This is a genomic window from Pseudodesulfovibrio tunisiensis (genome assembly GCF_022809775.1).
In the GTDB taxonomy this organism is placed as follows: domain Bacteria; phylum Desulfobacterota; class Desulfovibrionia; order Desulfovibrionales; family Desulfovibrionaceae; genus Pseudodesulfovibrio; species Pseudodesulfovibrio tunisiensis.
In genome coordinates this window covers 2,856,359-2,874,868 of sequence record NZ_CP094380.1, presented here as the reverse complement: position 1 = coordinate 2,874,868, position 18,510 = coordinate 2,856,359, and the positions used below count along the sequence as shown (strand labels likewise).

Sequence of the window (18,510 nt, the reverse complement as noted above, 5' to 3'; positions counted from 1 at the left end):
CCATACGCAGCGGTTGCAGCTCGGCGAATTGATTCCCCTATCCCGAACCGGAACAGGTCTTGCTGATTCCCGGGCATGCGCAGGCTTACCGTGCTTCGGCATCTCCTTCCGGGAGTCGGGCTGCTTTTCCTGCCCGGCTGTCTGGCCATCAACGCCCTGTTCGGAGGCATCGGACTGATTGCGTCCGGCCCGATCCAGTATGTGGGCACGGCCTACACCATCGGGGAGTACGCCTACGAATACGCGGCCAATGACAGGAATCCGGCCGAAGTCCTTGGAGAACGCATCAACCTGCTCACCAGCCCGGAACAATGGCCCGGGGAAATGGCCGCACACATGCGCAAGCCGCCCACAGAACAGGTTCATGTCGCGGAAGCACGTCCGCCCCGGCCCGCATCACGGACCATCCCAGCTCCGGAAACGCGACAGATACGGATTGCCGACGCATCCGAAATACCTTTCAACAGACGTTCCGTCATACGAAAGCACACCCCGATCCGCCCCATGCCCGAGGCAAAACCGCTCAGACGCTTCCCGAACATGCCCGACACCCGGCGCATGGCCTCCCTGCCCGCTTTGGCAAAGGTCAGCCCCAGCGCAAGCATGTCATCCCGCAAGCCTCCGCCTTCCATGACAAAACCGACCCGTCCGTCTTCGCCCCGCACAATCCGAAACGCCCCGGCCAAAGCGCCCGATCCCCTGCTTGCCCGGCTGAACCGTCTCCAGCAGTCGTTTCATCAGGCTGAAACCCTTGCCAAACAACAGGGCGGCCCGGGCATCCGCATTCAGGTCGGCCCGGAAAACACGCCGGGCCTGAATGGCACATGGTCCATCCGTCATCCCCTGATGCAGCATCCTCCCGGGCCGCCCCGCGCTCAACTCCGCGCCACCATGTCCGGCACATAGTCGGACAGATGATGATTGCGCTGCCGCCTGACCCACAGAGCCAGATCCTCGGGCAGGGCGCGCCACGTTCCCTTGGGATCGCGCTTCCATGCCGGAAGCCCGAATTCCCTGACCAGCCGCGCCATGTGCTTGGGATTCTCGCCCACGGCATGACAGATGTCCCGTGCTCCCTTCAGACAGATTGCATTCAGCATGGCTTCCTCCCTATGCCCGGTCCCGGACCGTCAAGGTGAACTCGTCCATGCCCTGAGCACGGTTCAGGAACTCTCCGAACGCGGCGCGGGATTCCAGCACGCCCCGTTCGAATCCGAGGCTGCCGAACTTGCTGCCCAGCAGCACGCACCCCATGGAATCGATGATGGTATTGCCCGGATGCAGCAGAATATGCTCGCGGCCCGGGACATCGGTTATCTCAAAGGTATTTCCGAATCTGGGCGATGCGGTCCGGCAACACGCGTATTCCCCTTCCGGGATGCACTGTCCGCCTCCCTTGCGTTGGCGCGGGGGCTCCAGAGTCACGCAAAACGTTTGCCCGTCCAGCAGCAGCACGCCGAACGTGCCGTCCTCGCCCTGTTCCATTCGAATGATATCGGCTCGCTTGAACATGAGATTTCCTCCAGGAATACGAGATTGTTGAGCCACATGGACAATCCAATATTAGTCATTTGTCTTTTCGTTGGTCAACCAATTTTGGCAAATGACTTTAGACATTCGCCCAAATACATGTATAACCAATCGGAAAATCATCCGTTTTCTTGCGAGGTTCGCACATGGGTTTCACAGACGAAGTCCGGCAGGCGTTGCTGGACCGCATCGGGCCGGACCGCAGGTTCGCCAACAACAAGCGCATGGCCGACGAACTGGAGGTCGATCCCTCCCAGCTCAACCGCTTCCTCAAGAAGGAGCGCGGCCTGAACGCGGATTCGCTGGGCCATATTCTGGACAGACTGGGCGCGGCCCTCGTGTTTCCGGATTCCACCCCGGGAGCAACGCGGGAAGTGATGTTCACGGCCCCGGACAAGGCCGGAACCAGCCTTTCCGCAAGCAGTCCCAGCCCGGCGGACTATCTGGCCGTGCCCCTGACCCGGGCCCGCATCGCGGCCTGTCCCGGCCTGATACCGGACAGCGACATTCAGGGTTGGATTCTGGTCTGGAAGGCGCACATCGCCCTGAACAACCGCACCAATCTGGTCGCGGTGCGCATCGGCGAACAGGACGCGGGCATGAGCCCCACCCTGCATCCCGGGGATCTGGCCCTTGTGGACCGGGATGACCGCGACGCGTCGGAGGCCGGACGGCTCATGCTCGTGCGCGAGCCCGGCCCGGAGGGTGCAGCCCTGTTGCGCCGTGTCCGCACCAAGTCCATTGACCACGACAGGGAACTGATCTTTTATGCGGATGACAACCGCGCCTGCCCGCCGGACACCTATTCCCTTGAACGGGACTATGGCGGCGACGCGGCCCGGGCCATTGCCGGGGCCGTTGTCAGGACATGGTGCGACGTGACCCGCACGTGATTGCCAAGGAGGTTTTCATGCTTCGAATCGGCATGACGATGCTGCTCTGCCTCGTCCTGTTTCTGCCCGGATGCGTCGACCGCCCGGAAAACCGACCCGACACGGACAGGCTGGTCTCGGCTCTGGGAAGCGATTCCCCGGAAACGCGCCGACAGGCCCTGCTCGCTCTGAACGCCCTTGGGCAGGAAGCCATGCCTGCCGCCATGCAGGCACTTGACGCGCCCGAGCCCATGGCCCGGCGCATGAGCGTGGTGGTGCTGGCCAACCTGCCGCATCCGGAGTTCGCCCTGAACGCCCTGACAGCCGCATTGGGCGACCCGGATTCCGCCACCCGGGGTCTGGCAGCCGCGGCTCTCGGCCAGATGGGCAGTCCGGCTGCGAACAGGCTTGCCGGGCTGCTGACCGATGCCTCCCGCACCAAACGCACGGCAGCGGCCTTTGCTCTGGTGCGCATGGGGGCGGACGCAGTCCCGGCCCTGATCTCCCAGCTTGACGCGGAATCCCCGGAAGTCCGGGCTGACGCGGCCTGGCTTCTGGGCCGCATCGGCGCTCCGGCCATGCCTGCGGTTCCGGCCATGATCCGGGCTCTGGAGCATCAGGACGCACGCGTGGTGCATGTGATGGCCGAGGCCATCGACCGCATCGGACCTCCGCCCCAGCTTGCAGTGCACCATCTGCTGCTTCTGGGCCAGCACGAGGCAACCCTTGGCAATCGGCTCGGCGGCAGGGCGGCCCCGACCCTGATACGGCTGCTGGACCGGCCGGGCACGCCGCTGGCGCTGGAATCGGCCCGGGCCTTGACCCGCGCGGGCAAGGCGGCTATCCCCAGCCTGAACGCGGCCATGCACGTGGGAAAACCCGCAACCCGCATGGCTTCGGCCCTGATCCTGTCCGCCATCGACCCGAATCTGGTGCGGACCATCCCCGAAGACCTGCGCCAGGCGCTGGCGGACATTCATCTGCCGCCCCTGTCCGAACAATAACAACCCCGAGAGAGGAAACCTTCATGGCCAAACTCGTGTATTCCATACTTTGCAATGACCTGATCGTGGACAAGGAAACCAGCAGCACCTCGTTCATCCGCACCGTGGAACATGCCGTGGTCTCCAAGCTGCCCGCCACGCTGCCCGCAGTCTACGTGGGCACCATGTGGGAGCTGGACGAGGAGGATGAAAAGGGCTTTTCCGTGGCCCTGCAACTGGTTCCGCCCGAGGGCAAGCCGGAGACCCTCGGCATGCAGGAAGTCGCGCCCCACGGCACGGTGCTGCACAAGATGAATTTCCAGCTTCCGGGCCTGAACGTGGCGCAGGAGGGCCGCCACACCCTGACCGTGGCCATCCGCAAGGGCGAGGAATGGAAGGCCGTGGCCCGGCTGCCCCTGTACGTTTTCCTGAATCAGGGCCAGACCGCCACGGCATAGCAGCCCGGCCCGAAATCCCGAACAGCGAACCCCGGAAACGCCTCCGTTTCCGGGGTTTTCCTTTTCCCAGCTCCGCACCTTCCCCTGCGGCTCCGTCTGGATAAATCCTTTCAGGTTATGAAAGGGTTTTGTGGTTGTAAATTGCTGAAATTCAAGAGTATTTTTTCAACAAACTCTGGACTTTCCCGACACCAGCTCCTACAGGAATACAGTCCCGAATACGCAGACGACGTTACAGGAAAACCGGGACGAAACACATACGGGGGGAGGAAGTCCGAGTCATGAACAGCATCTACTGCATCATCCGCACGAACAACAGGAGATTGCCCACCGGCTCCGAATTGCAGGCGCTTGGCTTCTCGGTATCCGCTGCTGTCCGCCGCACACCGCAGCCCGAAGTCCGCATCCGCTCCGAAGCTGGCGGGGCATCGCCTCCGGCCGATCCGAAATCGGGGCCGAACGAAAAATGAAAGGCGCGACGCAGGGAGCCTGCGTCGCGCCTTGAAATCCTTTTCGGAAAACGGCTACAGAATGTTCTCGTACCCTTCCAGGGCGCTGTCCACATCCATGTTCTCGTGCACGATGCGCCTGAGCACCGCCACCAGACGAACCGGGTCGCGATGCTGAAACACGTTGCGGCCCACGGACAATCCCGAGCCGCCCGCGTCCAGAGAGGAACGAACCATGTCCAGAACGCCGCGCGTGCTGTCCTTTTTCGGACCGCCGGCAATGACCACGGGCACGCCTGCGCTCGCCACCACCCGGGAAAAGCTCTCGGCATCCCCGGTGAAATTCACCTTGACCACGTCCGCGCCCAGTTCCGCGCCCACGCGTGCGCAATGGGCCACCACGTCCGGGTCGTACTCGTTCCCGATCTTGGGTCCGCGCGCATAGATCATGGCCAGAAGCGGCATGCCCCAGTCCGCGGCCGAAGCAGCAACCCGGCCCAGATCGCTGAGCATCTGTCCCTCGCTTTCGTCCCCGAGATTGACGTGCACGCTCACGCCGTCCGCGCCAAGACGGATGGCCTCCTCCACCGTGGTGACCAGCCGCTTCCTGTTCGGAAACGGCGACAGGACGGTCCCGGCCGAAAGATGGACGATGCAGCCGAAATCGCTGCCTTCCATCCTGTGGCCCAGGCCCACCTGCCCCTTGTGGACCAGACCGGCATTGGCCCCGCCCGCCACGAGTTTCGTGACCACGTCCCTGATGGATGCCAGTCCCTTGATCGGCCCTACGGTCACACCGTGGTCCATGGGAACGATGATGGTCTTTCCTGTGTTGCGGTTGAATATCCGCTCAAGTCGAATGGCCTTGCCAATGTGCATGTTCCACCTCGCAAATCGATTCTCGCCAGCAAACTCTCCGGGCTTGCATCGCCACACCACATAATACAGTCGGCCCGCTCTGAAAAGAAGAATGATCCCGGCCAGCCCCGGACGGGGCTTCCGCCCTTCCCGAAACAGGCAGAACCGCCGACTCACCCGGTTGACGCGAATAAAAGCGTGAGGCATGACAAGATGAGCCCCGGAATTTTGCACAAGGAGCCCTTCATGGCCCAGGAAAACGCCTACGATCCCGTATTCATCGCCAGACAACCCGTCTTTGACAGGCACAGCCAGGTCTATGGACATCTCATGCTGTTCCGGGACAGGGCCGACGCGGAACAGGCGCTGATATCCGACGATTCCGGGGCAACCATGCAGGTGGTGGCGGGTCTGCCGCAGATCACGGAAGCCCGGGGCAGGGACAGGATACTCATCATCTTCACCCATGCCGACGTGATCCGGGCCGTGCCCGAGGCCCTGCCCCCGGACCGGACCGTGGTGGTGATCGAGGAGACCGCCGCGCCATCGCCGGAGCTGGTGGAGGCGGTCCGGGCCCTCAGGGACAAGGGGTATGCGATCGCCGTCAACGACTACACCGGCGTGCCCGGCGGCGAACCGCTTGCCAACCTCGCGGACATCGCCGTGATCAACCTGCCCGAACTGGGGCAGGCCGAGGCCGAACGCCTTGTCCGCACCGCAGCCGAGGCGGGCATTCCCCAGACTCTGGCGAAACGCATAGAAACCGCGCAGCAGCATCAGGATGCACTGGACACGGGATTTTCCCGTGTTCCACGGCTACTACTACAAGGAACCCGTTCCCCGAGCGGATCGGACCATCACCTCGGCCGAGATCACCCGACTCAAGCTGTTCGAGATCATCGAACGGCAGGAACCGGACTTCGACGCCCTGGCCAAGGCCGTGGAAACCGATGTCTCCATCAGCTACCGGCTGCTCAATTTTCTCAACTCGGCCCATTTCAGTTTTGCCGCGAACATCACATCCATCAGGCAGGCCGTGGTGCTGGCCGGGTGGAACCCGATCCGCAACTGGCTCAGGCTGATCATTCTCACGGATATGGCTCCCTCCCGGAAGAATCAGGAACTCACCCTGCTCTCCGCGGTCCGGGCCAAGCTGTTCGAGTCCTCGGCCATGAACTACGGCCATGCCGTGGACGAAGCGGACAAGCTCTTCATGCTCGGCCTGTTCTCCCTGCTGGACGCCATGCTGGACATGGACATGGCCGCCATTGTGGAGCACCTTCCCATTGATGACCAGTGCAAGCAGGCACTGTGCCGAAAGCGGAACGAATATTCCACGTGGCTGGACCTTGCCTCGGCCATCGAGAATTCGGAATGGCCGCTCATGAACGAGGCCGCAGGACGACTCGGCATATCCCCGGGAGCCGTGGCCGTGAGCTACCAGCAGGCATTTTCCTGGGCAAACACGTTTTTCGGGGCCATCCCGGCCTCCTCATGACCAGGGCAGACAGCGAGCAAAACGTCGACAAACCGTTGGAAAAACGAAAAATCCAGACTGTCGGGCAACGCGGCAGGTTGCCGTTCCAGAGCAGTCAGCCAAGAGCCGAAACCAGAGGCGACGCACAATGAACACTGAAAAGACCTATGAATCCATCTTTGTTGCCAGACAACCCGTTTTCGACCGTCACCGGGATACCTGGGGCTATCTCATGCTCTTCCGGGACAGCCAGGACGCGGACAGGGCCATCTTCACGGACGACTCCGAAGCGACCCGGAATCTCGTGGCCAACCTGCCCCTGTGTTCGGAAGCCTCTCTTGGCAAGGCGCGGATCATGATCCATTTCACGCCCGAAGACGTGCTGGACGGCATCCCTCTGGCCGTGCCGTGGAACAATACCGTGGTCATCGTGGAGGAGGAACCCGGCTCCACCGCGTATTACAAGGCTCTGGCCGACCTGCGGCGGGAAGGCTATCTCGTGGCCCTGAACAACTACACGGGCCGGGAAGACGCCCGGGAGATCATGCAGTTCGCGGATCTGCTCATGGTGGACATCTGCGGCAGATCGGACAGGGAACTGACGGAAATCGTGGACCGAGCCAAGCAGGCTGGCGCGCCCCGGCTCATGGCCAAACGCGTGGAAAGCAACGAGGAATTCAAACGCGCCAAGTCTCTGGGATTCGACCTGTTTCACGGTTTCTTCTTCCGCAAGCCGCAGACCCAGTCCGGCCGCAAGATCACGTCCTCGGAAATCACCCGGCTCAAGCTGTTCGAAATCATCGAAAAGGAAGAGCCGGACTTCGACGCCCTGACCCCGGCCATCGAGGCGGACGTGTCCGTCAGCTATCGGCTGCTCAATTTCCTGAACTCCGCCACATTCAGCTTTTCCACCACCATCACCTCCATCAGGCAGGCCGTGGTGCTGGCCGGATGGCGCCCCATCCGCAACTGGCTGCGGCTGCTCATTCTCACGGATCTGGCGCCATCCAGAAAAAGTCAGGAGCTGTCCTACCTGTCCGCGCACAGGGCCAAGCTCTTCGAAACCGCGGCTCTGGGCGGCGGCCACGAAAAATCCTCGGACAAGCTGTTCATGCTCGGCCTGTTCTCCCTGCTGGATGCCATGCTGGACATGGACATGGCCGCCGTGGTCAAGCACCTGCCCGTGGACGACGCCATCAAGAGCGCCCTGTGCGGCGAGCCCGGCGAATACGAACCATGGCTCAGACTGGCCCTGTCCATCGAAAGCTCGGACTGGGACGCCGTGGGTGACACGGCCCGGGAGCTCGGCCTGCTGCCCGGTACGGTTGCCGTGAGCTACCAGCACGCCTTTTCGTGGGCGGACTCGTTCTTCGGCGGAGATGCAAACGACGGTCCGATCCAGTAGCCGCGAATCATCCCCATGGACTATCAAGGCACCATCATCCGCCCGCCCAGCGAGGCGGACAGCATCCTGCTTCAGGTCACCCTCGGGTGTTCGCACGGCAAGTGCGCGTTCTGCGGGGCCTATCAGGACAAGCCCTTTGCGTTCAAGGACATGGCCACGATCCGCGCGGACATCGAGTTCGCGGCCCGACATCGCACACGCCAGCGCCGGGTGTTCCTGTGCGACGGCGATGCCATGATCCTGCCTCAGGACAGGCTGCGGGAAATCCTGCACCTGATCCGGGAACGCATTCCCCGCATCACGCGCGTCGGCGCATACGCCAATGCCAAGAGTCTGGCCCGCAAGACCGATGAGCAGCTCCGGGAGCTGCGCGAACTGGGCCTCGGCATGGTGTACATGGGACTGGAGTCCGGCGACGACGAGGTGCTGCGGCGCATGAACAAGCACGGAGACGCGGCGTTCATCACGGCACAGGGCCGCAGGGCGCGCAAGGCCGGATTCCGGCTCAACGTCACCGCGATCAACGGGCTTGGCGGTGTGGAAGGGTCCCTGCGCCACGCCCGGAAAACCGCGCGCGTGCTTTCGGAAATGGACCCGGATCAGGCCGCGCTCCTGACCCTGATGCTCATTCCGGGCACCCCGCTCCACGCGTGGCACGAGGCCGGGGATTTCGTGCTGCCCGACTCCCGGGGCATTCTTCTGGAAATCCGGGAAATTCTCGCCAACCTCCATCTTTCGCGCGGCGTGCTTCTGGCCAACCATGCCTCCAACTATCTGCCCCTCAAGGTCCGGCTGCCCTCGGGCAGACAGGCCGCGCTGGACGCACTGGACGCGGCTCTGGCTACCGGAACCGGGCTGCGTCCGGACAGCGTCCGCCGCCTCTAGCGCACGTCGGACCCGGCACGCAGATTATCATCCCCGGCGTACATGCGCCCTGCTATGGCTTGCAAAACGAAAAATCCGTTTTCCCCGCGGAGCTGCCATGGCAAGACAGATTCGGAAAAGAAAAACGCATGATCCGGCATTCCCGGACCGGTCGGACGCGCTGTCCGAATCCGCCCGGGAGTGCGTGACGCACTGCCCGATCTCCGTGCTGATCACGGATGATCAGGGACGCATCCAATACGCCAACCCAAGCTTTCTCCGCGCCTCGGGCCTGAAGCTTTCCGAAGTGCTGGACAGGCCGTGCGGCCAGCCATTCCGGACAGCCATCCCGGACAGGGCGCTGGAAGCCGTGCGCAGCGGAAAGACGTGGCAGGGAGAAGTCGCGCCTGCCCGGGGCAGAAGCGCCCCCCATGAACGCGTGACCGTGGTGCCGGTTGCGGACGAACCGGGCAGAACCACCCACTGCATCCTCTTTCGCGAGGACATTTCCGAGAAAAAACGCCTCGAACATCTGGAAACGGACATAGCCGCACTGGTGCGGCGCGACGTGCGTTCGCCGATCATGGCCTTCTTCCAGATTCCCGCGGCCCTTCGCAGGGCGGACAACATCACTCCGGAACAGGCCGAGGCGCTGGCAGGACTGGAAGAGGCAGCCTACAGTCTGGTCGGTGAACTGAATCTCGCCCTGGATCTTTTCCGCATGGAACAGGCCGCGTATCAGGTCCGCCCCGAGGCCCTGAACCTGCTCCGCATCATCCGCAGCGTGCTCCGCGACCTGACTGCGGACATGCATCAATGCGGAGTCGGGGCAGTGCTCACCTTCCGGAACCAGCATGTCGGAAACGGCGACTGTCTGGCGGTGCGGGGCGAGGAACTGCTCTGCTATTCCCTGTTTGCCAACCTGATCCGAAACGCCATCGAGGCGTCCCCCTGCGGCGGCAAGGTTGTCATCGACTGCCAAGACGGCGATCCCGGGACCGTGGACATCCACAATCCCGAGCCCGTGCCCCGCCCCCTGCGGGACTGCTTCTTCGACAAGTACGCCACGGCGGGCAAGGCCTTCGGCGCGGGACTGGGCACGTATTCCGCCCGCCTGATAGCGCGGACTCTGGACGGCGACGTCACCATGTCCACCTCGGACCGGGACGGCACGCATGTCACCGTGTCCCTGCCGCGGGCCTGACTGCGGAACGCGCTCTATTTTTTTGGAACATTCTATATTTTTTCGCATTTCCAACACCATCTATCATTGACTCGACAAGGCCCCTTTCATACACTTCGCAGCATACCGGAAATACCGCCATAACGGCGGATTGCCCGACAAAACAGCCCCCGGCACAGAGCATGGCAAACGACACCATTCAGCATCCCTCCTACGTTGCACTGGACGAAACCGCCCGGGCGCTGGTTTCCGCTTCCATCGAAGCGTCTCTGGTCATGGACGTGGGCGGCAACATTCTGGCCGGCAACGAAGCCGCGGCCAAGATGCTGAACATCAAGTCCTGCGATGATCTGCTGCACGTCAATCTCTACAGGACCCTGCCGGAAAACATCCGGGCGGAACGCAAGGCCAAGTTCGACGAAGTTGCGAAAAAAGCCCGGCCCATCCGGTTCGAAGCCGAAATGAACGGCCGTTCCCTGGTCCACTCCGTGGTGCCCATCGCCAACCCGTGGGGCGAAGTCTCCCGGGTCGCCATCAACGTGCTGGACGTCACGGACCTGCGCAGGACCGACGAGGACCTGCGCCGCGAACAGCAGCGCCAGATATTCTTCATGGAATCCCTGCCCGGCATTGTCTACCACCTGTACCCGGACAAGACGATCCGCTACGCCAACCGCTATTTCCGCCGCTATTTCGGCAGCCCCAGAGGACGGAAGTGCGAAGAGGCCCTGAGCTGCGAACGGGAATCCTGTCTGGGGTGTCCGCCCATGGAGGCCATGGACATGGACCGGGCCGAGGAATGGGACTGGACCGACGCCAAGGGGCGCACGTTCCACCTTCAGTGCAGCCCCATGACCGATTCGGCCGGGGAACGCATGATCATGGTGCTGGGCATCGACATCACGGCCCGCAAGCGCGCCGAGGACGCACTCCAGCGTGCGCACGACAAGCTGGAGGACCGCGTGCGCCAGCGCACCAAGGAACTGGAACGCGCCAATGCGGAACTGACCAGCAAATCCATGCGCCTGGTCAGCGCCATGAAAAAGGCGGATGCGGCCACCCGGGCAAAATCCGTGTTTCTGGCCAACATGAGCCATGAAATCCGTACCCCCCTGAACGCGGTGCTGGGCATGGCCGAACTCGCCCTGCGCGCCACGGACGCCACGGACCGCAACCTGTACCTCGAACGGGTCATGCAGGCGGGCAATTCCCTGCTCACGGTCATCAACGACATTCTGGACTTTTCCAAGATCGAGGCACGCAAGCTCACGCTGGAAGCCATCGACTTCAATCTCAAGCAGACCATCGACTCGGCCATGGACATCCATTTCCTGCACGCCCGGGAAAAGGGGCTGGGCCTGACCGCAGACATCGACAACGCCATTCCCCCGGTCCTTGTGGGCGACCCGTCCCGGCTGCGCCAGATTCTGATCAACCTCATGTCCAATGCCGTCAAATTCACGGAAACCGGAGGCATTGCCATCAGCGCCAGGCTTGCCGGACAGCCGAAAACCCCGGACACCGACGAGGATATCTGGCTGGAATTCGCGGTGTCGGACACGGGCATGGGCATTCCCCGGGACAAGCAGGACGCGATCTTCAAGAGCTTTCTTCAGGCCGACGACTCCGTGACCCGCAAGCACGGCGGCACGGGACTGGGGCTGGCCATCTCCCGCCAGCTCGTGGAGCTGATGCAGGGCCGCATGCGCCTGACCAGCCGGGAAGGCGAAGGCAGCACATTCAGCTTCACCGCCCGATTCCGCATCGGCGACGCAGCACGCATCCCGGCCGAGGAAGCTCCGGCCCCGTCCGAAAACATGCTCCCGCTCAAGGTGCTGCTGGCCGACGACAACGCCCTGAACCGCCAGCTCGCGTCCACCCTGCTCAAGGAACAGGGCCATGCGGTCACGGCAGTGGAAAACGGCATGCAGGCGCTGGAGGCCGTGCAGCGGGAAGACTTCGACGTGATCCTCATGGACGTGCAGATGCCCATCATGGACGGCGTTTCCGCAACCCGCGCCATTCGCGATCCCAATTCCGGAGCCCGAACCCCGGACATCCCCATCGTGGCCATCACGGCGCACGCGCTCAAGGGCGACCGGGAACGCTTTCTCGAAGCCGGAATGAACGGTTACATTTCCAAGCCCATCAACACCCGCGAATTTCATCGCGTGATCACCGAGACCACGGCCGGACGCACTGCGGCCCCGGCCCCGGACAGCGACACCGAAGCCGGAACCAGAGCCGAATCCCCAGCCTTTGACCGCGCCGGAGCACTGGACATGCTGGGTGGCAGGGAGGACCTGCTCCTGCGCATGGACGCCATCTTCGTGCGCGACGTACCCGACGAACTTCGGGAGCTCAAGGAGCACATGGATCAGGGCGACCACGACGAAGCCAAGCGGCTGGCCCATTCCATCAAGGGATCGTCGCGCACCGTGGGCGCGGCCCGGGCCGGAACCGAAGCCGAACAGCTCGAATACCTGTGCGGCCAGAAAGACGAAAAATCCATGAAACGCGTCTACGCCACCCTGAAGAAGGACGTGAGCGCGGCCGTGGAATTCCTGAAAAGCAATCTGGAACAATCCAGCCAACCCACTGCCAAGGAGCAGCCTCATGAAGACCATACTGGTGGTTGACGACGCCCCCATGATCCGGGAACTCATCAAAAGCGTGCTCGAAGTCGAAGGCTACAAGGTCATTGAAGCCTCGGACGGCGAAGAGGCCCTGCAGAAGTTCCGGGAAAACCACGTCGATCTGAGCATCGTGGACATATTCCTGCCCAAGAAGGGCGGACTTCAGGTCATGGGTGAACTCATCAAGAACGATCAGAGCCACAAGTTCATCGCCATTTCCGGCGGCGAGGCCTTCAATCCCGAGGCCATCGTGGAACTCGCCAAGGTGTTCGACGTGGTGGAAACCTTTACCAAGCCCATCGATACCAGACGGCTCGTGGAAACCATCAAGGCCGCTCTCGCGGACTAGAGGAAGCCTGCGGCGGACTTCGGGAGGTCGGCGACCCTCCGACCTCCACATGTTCCGAAAACCGAACGCGGCCCGGTGCATGCCTTGTCAGTGCATGCACCGGGCCGCATTCGGTTTTCCGGACGGCCAATGCGAAAGAGGGCTTTCCGCCCTAGAAGCGCAGCAGATAGTTTCTGGCAATGCGGTTGTAGGAGCCGTCCGAGCGCATGGCCTTGAGGGTCTGGCCGATCTGCGCGGCGATCCGGGCCTTGTCTTCGGCACCGGAAGCCCGGGACAGCAGCACATAGGCGGGCCGGGCGTCGGCCACCTTTCTGGGCAGATACACGATGGAGCTGGTCATGCCCATGCGCTTGAGCTGCCAGTAGGTCACGTCGATATTGCCGACAAATGCGTCGATCTGCCCGGCAAGCAGCTCACGAACCGCTCCGGCAATATCCTCGTATTCCCGGGTGGGGAAAACCCCGTCCGCCTCGGCCTGTTCGAATTCCTCGGTTATGGCGAGTCCCTTGGGCACGCCGATGCGTCTTGTCTTCAGATCGTCGTACGATCGGAATGAAAACGTGTTGCCCACTTTGGTGAACAGGACGAAATCACTGGTGTGAATCGGGGCTTCCATGGCGAACAGGGCGCGCCTTTCCCGATCAGGGGTCCAGAAGACGCCCATGGCGCCGTCGCATTCGCCGGTGCGAAACATGGTCACAAGCTGCGTCCATGGAACAAGCCGTATTTCCGCATCCAGTCCCAGCCGATGGATGACTTCCCGCATCACGTCCACATCAATGCCTGCGGGCCTGCCCTGCTGCATCATGGAGTAGGGGGCAAAATCCACATCTCCGACAAACACCAGCTGATCCGCGTGGGCACAGACGGTCAGGGCAAGCACCAGACAAAGGGCAAGAAAAGACTGCTTCACGGCAAACTCCCGAAATACTTTTTCATCGCATGGCACGGTACCTGAATCGGCGGTCTTGTACAAGATCAAGGACACGGATTCTCTCGACTTGCATGCGTTTCGGGCTTCTTTTTTGCGGCGGCCTGACGTAAGAGAAGGAGATATACGGGGGAGAAGGCATGCCGCACGCCGTCATACTGGTCATTGGCCGCGACAGGGATCAGACCGAGTCGTTTTCCGAACTCGTCCGGGAATTGGGCTACGGCGTCATTGCCGCAGTCGGGCAGGATCAGGGAATCAGCCTGATCGGACAGGCCCGGCCCGACGCCGTTCTGGTGCTTCTTGCCGACGAATCCCCGGACTCCCGGCTGAACACGCTGACCGACATGGCCCCGCACACGCCTCTTGTCGCCATATCCAGTCGAAATCATGAACGCACCGCATTGCAATGCATGCGCGCCGGAGCCTGGGAATGCCTGCCCCGCTCCCGCGCCGAATCCGGCCTCAGACGAATGCTGCCGAAGCAGCTCGCCCGCGCCGCCTTTCTCCGGGACAGAATCGGCTTGTCGCGCGTCGCCCCTCCCGGAGTGTGTGCCCTGCCCGAATTCGTCCAGTCCGTGGTGGACGCCATCCCTCATCCCGTCTTCTACAAGGACCTTGAAGGCAGATATCTCTGGTGCAACACCGCGTTCGAGGATTTTCTGGCCCAGCCCCGCCACAGGATCACCGGGCTGCGGGTTCAGGACATCGCGCCCGAAGCAGAGAAAACGACCTTCGAGCAGAAGGACCGGGAACTGAACGAAACCGGTGGGCTTCAGGAATACGAAATACTCACGCGAACCGGGGGCCGGGAAAGGACCATGCTGATCCGCAAGGTCATTCACCACGACTCGGCAGGAAATCCGCAGGCCATCCTCGGCATCCTGACCGACATTTCCGAACGCAAGGCCGCGGAGGGCCGACTGCGGCAAAGTGAACGGCAGGTCAGCCAGATTCTCAACAACAGTCCGCTGCCCACCTTCCTGATCGACAACGACAGCGGAAACATCCTGTTCGCCAATGAACGGGGCATTGCCCTGTTCGGCCTGAATGAATCCCGACTGTCCGAGTTCAATGCCCGCGACTTCTACACCACCCGCGAGGAACGGGATCGGGTGCTGGACCTGCTGGATTCCCACGGTTTCGCGGACAGCGTGGAACTTCGGCTCTGCCGGGTGGACGGTTCGCAGTTCTGGGGCCAGATTTCCGCCGTGCGCATGGACCTTGACGGCGCACCGGCCAACCTGATCACCCTGTCCGACGTGACCGCGCGCAAGGAGCTGGAGGAAGCGCTCCGCAAATTCGAATTCATTGCCAATGCCTCGCACGATTTCATGACTCTGGTGAACAGGGAATATTGCTACGAGGCCGTGAATCGGGCCTACATTCAGGCCTCGGGCCTGCCCGAAAAGCGCATTCTGGGCCGGACCATGGCCGACGTATGGGGCGCCACGGTTTTCGAACAGCACATCCTTCCCCATGTCCGGGACTGCTTTCAAGGCAGGCAGATCACCTACAAGGCATGGATTTCCTTCTTCGAACGGGACCGGGGATACTACGAAGTCCGCATGTTTCCCTATGCCGACGAATCCGGCAGGGTCACGCATGTGGCCACGGTTTCCCACGACATCACGGAACCCACGCTGGCGCAGGCCCGGATCATGGAGAGCCGGGAGCATTTCCGGGCCATCTTCGAAAGTTCCATCGATCCGATCCTGCTTTTCGATCAGGACATGAACATCAAGGACCTGAATTCCGCCGGCGTGGTCAAGCTTGGTCTTCCCAAGTCGCGGCTCGCCGGAAAACATGCCCGGGACCTGTTCGAGACTCCGGGCAGATATCAGAAATTCATCCGGGAAATCCAACCCGCCATGTCCGGAGCCGGAGCGTGGATAGGCAAGGTGGTGTTCCCGGCTGCGCACGGCCCCCTGATCACGGAGACCTCGATCTCGGCCATGCGGCCCGGGCCGGACGCCCCGGCAGACGGCTATGTGGCCATCATGCGCGACATCACGGCCCGCAATCTGGCCGAACAGGCCCGGCAGGAGACCGAGAACCGGTCCCGCACCATCTTCGACAGCACCGGGACCGCCATGCTGGTCATGACAAGGGAAACCACGATCGCCGCGGCCAACCAGCGTTTCGCCGAACTCTGCGGCGAGCCTCTGGAGCGGATACAGGGCAAGCGCAAATGGTCGTCCTTCATCGTGCGCGAGGACAGGGAAAAAATCGTGCGCATGCATCAGGCCGTGCTGACCGGAGCCGCCCCGTCCAAATACGAATGCCGCATCCACGGCAGGGAGAACGCGCCGCTCCACCTGCTGGTTCAGGAGACACGACTCCCGGATTCGGACCAGACCCTGGCCTCGATCATGGACATCACGGACCGCAAACGCATGGAAAACCGGCTGCGGGACGCATTGGACGAGATGGAGGCCATCTATCGCAACACATTGATAGGCATAGCCTTTACCCGAAACGGCAGAATCACGCGCATCAACGAACGCGGCGCGGAAATCTTCGGCTACACCCAGGCCGCGCTTCACGACAGCGACGGCTCCCAGATTTTCAGCTCCAAGGAGTTGCGCAACGACTTCCGCGAAAACTGCTTCAGGGACATGGCCGAACAGGGGCACTTCAACCGCGAGCTGCACCTGACCCGGCCGGACGGAGCGCGCATCTGGGTGGACATGTTCGCCAAGCCGGTGGACCCGGGAGATCTGGAGCAGGGCGTCATCTGGACCGTGGCGGACATCACCAGCCGGAAATACAACGAGGCCGTGGCCGGGATGCTCTACCGCATCTCCAACGCGGTTTCCACGACATCGGATCTGGACGACCTGTACCGCCGCATCCATGCCGTGCTCAACGAGCACATCGATGCGGACAACTTTTTCATGGCCCTGCTGGACAAGGACCGCTCCGGGCTGGAGTTCACGTATTTCGAAGACGAAATGGACGACTTCAAGGGCGCGATCTTCGACATGCGCGACCCGGCCTCGGCCAGTTTTTCCGTGGAAGTCATCCGGCTGGGCAAACCGCTGCTGATCACGTCCAGGGAACTGCCCGCAGGCCTGAAGTCCGCAAACGAAGCCAACATGATCCACATGGTCAGAAACCGTTTTCTGGCGGAGCACGGTACATCCGAGCACGACATGGTGGGCAGTCGGTCCGAGGTCTGGCTCGGGGTTCCCCTGATGATTCAGGGGCAGGTCATGGGCGTGATGGCGGTCCAGTCCTACACGTCACCCTTCCATTACACGCCCAAGGATGCGGAACTGCTCGTGGCGGTTTCGGAACAGGTGGCTCTGGCCGTTGAACGGAAGATGAACGAACAGGACCTGATCGCGGCCAAGGATCAGGCCGAGGCCGCAAGTCTGGCCAAGAGCGAATTTCTGGCCAACATGAGCCACGAGATACGCACCCCGCTGAACGGCGTGCTGGGCATGCTCCAGCTCGCACAGACAACGAACCTGAACGACGAACAGCGGGATTACGTGGACACGGCCCTGACTTCGGGCCGAAGCCTGCTCACCGTGATCAACGACATTCTGGACTTTTCCAAGATCGAGGCGGGCAAGCTCGAAATCATTCAGGAAAGCTTCGATCTCGCGGAATTTCTCCCGGACATTGTCCGTACATTCAAGGGACAGGCCGAAGCCAAGGGATTGCAACTCGCCTGCGAACAGCCAGAGGCCCCCCTGCCGCTCCTGACCGGCGGCCGCAGCCGCGTCCGCCAGATTCTGTTCAATCTGGTGGGCAACGCCATCAAGTTCACGGATCAGGGCAGCGTGAACGTATCCGCGCATTGCCTGCGGCTGGATGCGGACAGACGCACGGCCCGCATCCTGTTCAGTGTTTCGGACACGGGCATCGGCATTCCGGACGACATGCTGGAGCAGGTCTTCGAGCCCTTCACGCAGGTGGACGGGTCCTACATGCGCCGCCATCAGGGCACGGGGCTGGGGCTGGGCATTGTCAAACGGCTGATCCGGCTCATGCACGGCACGCTGGCCGTGGACAGCGTGGTGGGATCGGGTACGGAAATATGCCTGACCCTTGATTTCCGGCTGGAGGACGGACTGAACCACGCCAACGTGATCGCGGCCGAACCGGCCGTGGAAAGCCCGGGGGCCAAGCGGCTTCTGGTCGTCGAGGACAACCGGGTGAACCGCATCATGGCCGAACGGGTCCTGCGCAAGATGGGGCACACCGTCAGTGCCGTGCCCGACGGCAAAAAAGCGTTGGAACTCCTTGAAAAACAGGACTTCGATGCGGTATTCATGGATGTGCAGATGCCGGGAATGGACGGCATCGAGGCCGTGCGGCGGATTCGCACGGCACGGGCCGGCTCCGCCATCAATCCCCATGTCCCGGTCATTGCCATGACAGCTCACGCCATGTCCGGGGACCGGGAGACCTTTCTTGAGGCGGGCATGGACGAATACGTTGCCAAACCCTTTGAAATCGAGGACATCCGGGCCGTGCTCGCCCGGCTTTTCCCCACGGAATGAC

At 62.3% G+C, this 18,510-nt stretch carries 17 protein-coding genes; 12 read left to right on the top strand and 5 right to left on the bottom strand.

The window, feature by feature from the left end; genetic code table 11:
* Positions 1 to 75 precede the first annotated feature (75 nt).
* Entirely contained in the window at positions 76 to 906 is an 831-nt protein-coding gene (locus MPN23_RS13765) for a hypothetical protein (RefSeq protein ID WP_243544761.1), read from the top strand.
* Here the strand turns inward: MPN23_RS13765 and MPN23_RS13760 are convergent.
* Together MPN23_RS13760 and MPN23_RS13755 are read right to left on the bottom strand one after the other, a co-directional pair.
* Positions 876 to 1,100, bottom strand: coding sequence for a DNA-binding protein (locus tag MPN23_RS13760; protein WP_243544760.1), 225 nt, complete (start codon positions 1,098 to 1,100; stop codon positions 876 to 878). The genes MPN23_RS13765 and MPN23_RS13760 overlap by 31 nt on opposite strands.
* A gap of 10 nt (positions 1,101 to 1,110) precedes the next feature.
* A complete protein-coding gene (locus MPN23_RS13755) occupies positions 1,111 to 1,512 on the bottom strand; it encodes a DUF5675 family protein (RefSeq protein WP_243544759.1) in 402 nt (133 codons plus the stop codon).
* A 164-nt stretch (positions 1,513 to 1,676) separates the two neighbouring features.
* Here MPN23_RS13755 and MPN23_RS13750 point away from each other — a divergent pair, with 164 nt between their 5' ends.
* The 4 genes from MPN23_RS13750 to MPN23_RS13735 all read left to right on the top strand — a co-directional run bounded on the left by MPN23_RS13750 (position 1,677) and on the right by MPN23_RS13735 (position 4,313).
* Positions 1,677 to 2,423 carry a S26 family signal peptidase gene (locus MPN23_RS13750; RefSeq protein ID WP_243544758.1) on the top strand — a complete coding sequence of 249 codons (747 nt, stop codon included), beginning with the start codon at positions 1,677 to 1,679 and terminating at the stop codon, positions 2,421 to 2,423.
* 17 nt (positions 2,424 to 2,440) lie between these two features.
* Positions 2,441 to 3,406 carry a HEAT repeat domain-containing protein gene (locus MPN23_RS13745; RefSeq protein WP_243544757.1) on the top strand — a complete coding sequence of 322 codons (966 nt, stop codon included), beginning with the start codon at positions 2,441 to 2,443 and terminating at the stop codon, positions 3,404 to 3,406.
* Positions 3,407 to 3,429: 23 nt separating this feature from the next.
* On the top strand, positions 3,430 to 3,843 hold the full coding sequence (locus MPN23_RS13740) for a DUF6941 family protein (protein WP_243544756.1): 414 nt from the start codon (positions 3,430 to 3,432) through the stop codon (positions 3,841 to 3,843).
* 281 nt (positions 3,844 to 4,124) lie between these two features.
* Positions 4,125 to 4,313 carry a hypothetical protein gene (locus MPN23_RS13735; RefSeq protein WP_243544755.1) on the top strand — a complete coding sequence of 63 codons (189 nt, stop codon included), beginning with the start codon at positions 4,125 to 4,127 and terminating at the stop codon, positions 4,311 to 4,313.
* Positions 4,314 to 4,367: 54 nt separating this feature from the next.
* Here MPN23_RS13735 and MPN23_RS13730 read toward each other — a convergent pair whose 3' ends face one another.
* Together MPN23_RS13730 and MPN23_RS13725 are read right to left on the bottom strand one after the other, a co-directional pair.
* Positions 4,368 to 5,171: a 2-amino-3,7-dideoxy-D-threo-hept-6-ulosonate synthase gene (locus MPN23_RS13730; RefSeq protein ID WP_243544754.1), complete on the bottom strand. Its 804-nt coding sequence runs from the start codon at positions 5,169 to 5,171 to the stop codon at positions 4,368 to 4,370.
* A gap of 296 nt (positions 5,172 to 5,467) precedes the next feature.
* A complete protein-coding gene (locus MPN23_RS13725; protein WP_243544753.1) occupies positions 5,468 to 5,758 on the bottom strand; it encodes a hypothetical protein in 291 nt (96 codons plus the stop codon).
* 173 nt (positions 5,759 to 5,931) lie between these two features.
* Between MPN23_RS13725 and MPN23_RS13720 the strand changes: the two genes are divergently transcribed.
* The 6 genes from MPN23_RS13720 (at position 5,932) to MPN23_RS13695 (ending at position 13,064) form a co-directional block, all read left to right on the top strand.
* A complete protein-coding gene (locus MPN23_RS13720; protein ID WP_243544752.1) occupies positions 5,932 to 6,648 on the top strand; it encodes an EAL and HDOD domain-containing protein in 717 nt (238 codons plus the stop codon).
* Between the two features lie 127 nt (positions 6,649 to 6,775).
* Positions 6,776 to 8,032 carry an EAL and HDOD domain-containing protein gene (locus MPN23_RS13715; RefSeq protein WP_243544751.1) on the top strand — a complete coding sequence of 419 codons (1,257 nt, stop codon included), beginning with the start codon at positions 6,776 to 6,778 and terminating at the stop codon, positions 8,030 to 8,032.
* Positions 8,033 to 8,047: 15 nt separating this feature from the next.
* Positions 8,048 to 8,917, top strand: a complete 870-nt coding sequence (locus MPN23_RS13710; protein ID WP_243544750.1) for a radical SAM protein — start codon at positions 8,048 to 8,050, stop codon at positions 8,915 to 8,917.
* Positions 8,918 to 9,014: 97 nt separating this feature from the next.
* Positions 9,015 to 10,100, top strand: coding sequence for a PAS domain-containing sensor histidine kinase (locus tag MPN23_RS13705; protein WP_243544749.1), 1,086 nt, complete (start codon positions 9,015 to 9,017; stop codon positions 10,098 to 10,100).
* A gap of 161 nt (positions 10,101 to 10,261) precedes the next feature.
* The gene (locus MPN23_RS13700) at positions 10,262 to 12,718 is read left to right on the top strand and encodes a hybrid sensor histidine kinase/response regulator (RefSeq protein WP_243544748.1); all 2,457 of its coding nucleotides are present in this window, start codon (positions 10,262 to 10,264) and stop codon (positions 12,716 to 12,718) included.
* Positions 12,696 to 13,064 (top strand): response regulator, encoded by a 369-nt coding sequence (locus MPN23_RS13695; RefSeq protein ID WP_243544747.1) that lies wholly within the window; start codon positions 12,696 to 12,698, stop codon positions 13,062 to 13,064. The genes MPN23_RS13700 and MPN23_RS13695 overlap by 23 nt, the downstream gene beginning before the upstream one ends.
* Positions 13,065 to 13,215: 151 nt before the next feature.
* Here the strand turns inward: MPN23_RS13695 and MPN23_RS13690 are convergent, their stop codons facing one another.
* On the bottom strand, positions 13,216 to 13,977 hold the full coding sequence (locus MPN23_RS13690) for a substrate-binding periplasmic protein (RefSeq protein ID WP_243544746.1): 762 nt from the start codon (positions 13,975 to 13,977) through the stop codon (positions 13,216 to 13,218).
* Between the two features lie 158 nt (positions 13,978 to 14,135).
* On the opposite strand from MPN23_RS13690, the gene MPN23_RS13685 reads away from it, so the two are divergent.
* Positions 14,136 to 18,509, top strand: coding sequence for a PAS domain S-box protein (locus tag MPN23_RS13685; protein ID WP_243544745.1), 4,374 nt, complete (start codon positions 14,136 to 14,138; stop codon positions 18,507 to 18,509).
* Position 18,510 lies beyond the last annotated feature (1 nt).